Genomic DNA, 255 nt, shown 5'->3' on the forward strand with positions numbered 1-255 from the left:
TTGCAGTCCACGTGCGAAAGCGGACCGCGCGCGGGCTATGACGGTCACAAGCGCAAGCGAGGCAGCAAAGTCCATATGGCCGTCGACACGCTGGGCCTGCTGCTCGCGGTGCACATTACGCCGGCCAACGAGCAGGAGCGTGCACAGGTGGGCGAGCTTGCGCGTCAGGTTCAGCATGTCACCGGTCAGACGGTAAAACTCGCCTTTGCTGACCAGGGCTATACGGGCGACACGGCGGCGCAGGCAGCCCGCGAC

Annotated in this window: 1 protein-coding gene; it reads left to right on the forward strand. The window is 65.5% G+C overall.

Features of this window, described 5'->3' with window-relative positions:
- The coding region (locus F3J19_RS32340; RefSeq protein WP_167050557.1) for a transposase at positions 1-255 on the forward strand (255 nt) is incomplete at both ends.

This window comes from Burkholderia sp. Ax-1724, from assembly GCF_011752995.1.
Taxonomy (GTDB): domain Bacteria; phylum Pseudomonadota; class Gammaproteobacteria; order Burkholderiales; family Burkholderiaceae; genus Paraburkholderia.